This is a genomic window from Protofrankia sp. Cr1 (assembly GCF_963555865.1).
In the GTDB taxonomy this organism is placed as follows: domain Bacteria; phylum Actinomycetota; class Actinomycetes; order Frankiales; family Frankiaceae; genus Protofrankia.
In genome coordinates, this window is the sequence record NZ_CAUVXO010000667.1 from 1 (window position 1) to 2686 (window position 2686).

Annotated in this window: 3 protein-coding genes; 1 reads left to right on the forward strand and 2 read right to left on the reverse strand. The window is 69.9% G+C overall.

Annotated features, from left to right (window positions below):
* Positions 1 to 57: 57 nt before the first annotated feature.
* Both U9980_RS27680 and U9980_RS27685 read right to left on the reverse strand, forming a co-directional pair.
* Entirely contained in the window at positions 58 to 342 is a 285-nt protein-coding gene (locus U9980_RS27680) for a type II toxin-antitoxin system Phd/YefM family antitoxin (RefSeq protein ID WP_322770622.1), read from the reverse strand.
* A gap of 24 nt (positions 343 to 366) precedes the next feature.
* Positions 367 to 840 (reverse strand): hypothetical protein, encoded by a 474-nt coding sequence (locus U9980_RS27685; protein ID WP_322770624.1) that lies wholly within the window; start codon positions 838 to 840, stop codon positions 367 to 369.
* Positions 841 to 1146: 306 nt separating this feature from the next.
* Between U9980_RS27685 and U9980_RS27690 the strand changes: the two genes are divergently transcribed.
* A partial coding sequence (locus U9980_RS27690; RefSeq protein ID WP_322770623.1) for an ATP-binding protein occupies positions 1147 to 2686 on the forward strand: 1540 nt, incomplete at its 3' end.

The following is a 2686-nucleotide window of genomic DNA, read 5'->3' on the forward strand; positions in this document are numbered from 1 at the left end:
GGTTTCTCCGTGCTCTGCGCGACAGCGCGACCTCGTAGGGCGCGTCGCTGGCGGCCGTCACTCGTTCCTGGCCCGCCGCTCGTTCAGTTCGGCCACGACCTCGTCCAGGGCGAAGGTGTCGCCCGTGGCGAAGTCGTCCCTCGACTGCCGCAGATCCGCGAGAGCCTCGCCGTCCGACAACAGGTCGAGGGTCTCCCGCATCGACTCGTACTCCGCGACAGAGATCAGCATCACCTCCGCACGCCCGTTGCGCGTGATCGTGAAGTGATCATGCTCTCTGGCTACCCGCTCCGCCAGCTCGGCAATCCGGGCCTTCGCCTCGGTGATCGGTATGGTCTCCATGGGAGCCACAATAGCGACCGGTCGTTATTCTGACCACTCTGGCGACCAGGTGGCCTGGACGTGGCGGGCACGAGCGCCTGCCCGCAGGCCAGAGGCCATCGCGGAGATACACATGCCGCCGCGCTGCCAGGTGCTGGTGCTCCTGCCAACATGCGAATGGCGGGTTGGCAACAGGTTGAGCTGGGCGTCCGCGGGGTGCAGGTTGGCCGCCCCCGGCGACCGGTAGGCCATCCGGGTGGCAGTGACCGAACCGAACACGGTGGTCAGGCTCCGCTGGTGACCCGCCTCGACCCGGGTGTGAGCCACTCCGGCCACGTCGGTGACGTCTTCGCGGTGCGGTTCGGCGGCGGCGCGATGGTCCAGGTGCGCGTGGAACTGTGATGACCGTCGAGCTGCTCGCCACCGCTGATCGTCTGACTGCCCGGGGCAGCGTCCCACGGCGACAATGATCAGAAGCAGGGTGGGTCGTAGGGGACGTCGGGCAGCACGGCCGTCCACTCGGCTTCGGTGAGCTGGTTGGCCCGGTCCGCGCAGGCGGCCCGGGTGACCTGGTCGGCTGCACGTTCTGCCGCGAGCAGTCGGGGCCCACCGCCGGACGGTGCGGTCGCTGCTGCTGGGGACTGTTTTGGAAGTCCCGAAACAAGATTGACTGTGGCACGACTCGCCGATAGAAAGCCTCCGAGGAGGCGAACGCTACTGGGACCGTTGCTCGCCCGGTGCCAGTTCGCGGGCGGCTGCCAGGCGGAGGTGGTCCGTAGAGTGGCGGCGATCTGTCCGTGCCCCGTGGCCGTGGAGGGTGGTGGCGTGGTGGCTCACTGGTTCAACACCGCCGGGCCGTGTGTGCCCAGCGATCATTACATGATTCCGGCGTCGGCGCGGCTGCCGGAGGTTTCCGGCCTGGTGGCACAGAAGGGCTACTTCGTGGTCCACGCGCCGCGCCAGACAGGGAAGACGACGACGCTGATGGCGTTGGCGCAGGAGCTGACCGCTGGTGGGTGGTACGCGGCTCTGATGACCTCCTGCGAGCCCGGACGGGCGTGGGGCGACGACGTCGGCGCGGCTACCCGCGCGATCCTCGCCCGGATCCGGGACCGGGCGAACGTCGACCTGCCGCCGGAGCTGCGCCCACCGCCGTGGCCCGAAGCACCCGACGGAGGACTGCTGGCGAGGGCGCTGCAAACCTGGTCGCAGGCCTGCCCGCGGCCAGTGGTGCTGTTCCTCGACGAGATCGACGCTCTCGAGGGCCGGACGCTGGTCAGCGTTCTCGGCCAGCTACGCGCGGGCGCGGGTGACCGGCCGGCTCACTTCCCGGCCTCGGTGGCGTTGTGCGGCCTACGAGACCTCCGCGACTACAAGACGGCGGCTGGTGGCAACGCGAACCGGCTTGGCGGGCCCAGCCCGTTCAACATCATCGTTGAGTCGCTGCGCCTGGGAAACTTCACCCTCGACGAGGTCCGGGACCTCTATGGCCAGCACACCGCCGACACCGGCCAGATGTTCACTCCCGAGGCCGTGGAGCTGGCGTTCGAGCTGACCGGCGGGCAGCCGTGGCTGGTCAACGCGCTCGCGAACGAGATCGTCCGCAAGATGGCGGTGCCCGCCTCGGCAGCGGTCACTGCCGATCACGTCGAGGAGGCGAAGAAGCGGCTGATCCAGGCCCGGGCCACCCACCTGGACTCGCTGGTTGACAAGCTCTACGACCCGCGCGTCCGCGCCATCATCGAGCCAATGATCACTGGCCTCGCCCCCGCCACCAGGCCCAACCCCGACGACCTGCAGTACGTCCGCGACCTTGGCCTGCTCGCCCCGGACGCACCGGTCCGGCCCGCCAACCCGATCTACAACGAGGTCATCGTCCGAGTCCTGACCGAGAACGTCTTCGACTACGTCGCCGAGGTCCCGGGCCCGCGCGCCCATGTGCTCCCCGACGGTCGCCTGGACTTCACCCGCCTGCTGACCGAGTTCGCCGCCTTCTGGAGGACCTACGGCGACAGACTCGTCTCCCAACAGAACTACCACGAGGCCGCGCCCCACCTGCTGGTCCAGGCCTACCTGCAGCGCATCGTCAATGGCGGCGGCTCCGTCCAGCCCGAGGAGGCCGTCGGCCGGGGCCGTCTCGACATCCTCGTCCGCTGGCCGTACCCCGGCCCGGGCGGCACCCGCGCCGAGCAGCGCGAGGCCATCGAAATCAAGGTCCGCGGCGCGCACGACGCCGACCCGCTGGCCGAGGGCCTGGTCCAGCTCGACGGCTACCTCGACCGCCTCGGGCTCGACACCGGCACCCTCGCGCTCTTCGACCGCCGCCCCACCGCGCCCCCCATCCACGAGCGCACCGCCGTCACCA

Excerpts from the sequence above, each read along its gene's own strand:
- U9980_RS27680 (WP_322770622.1), bottom strand. The coding sequence starts at position 342 with ATGGAGACCATACCGATCACCGAGGCGAAGGCCCGGATTGCCGAGCTG.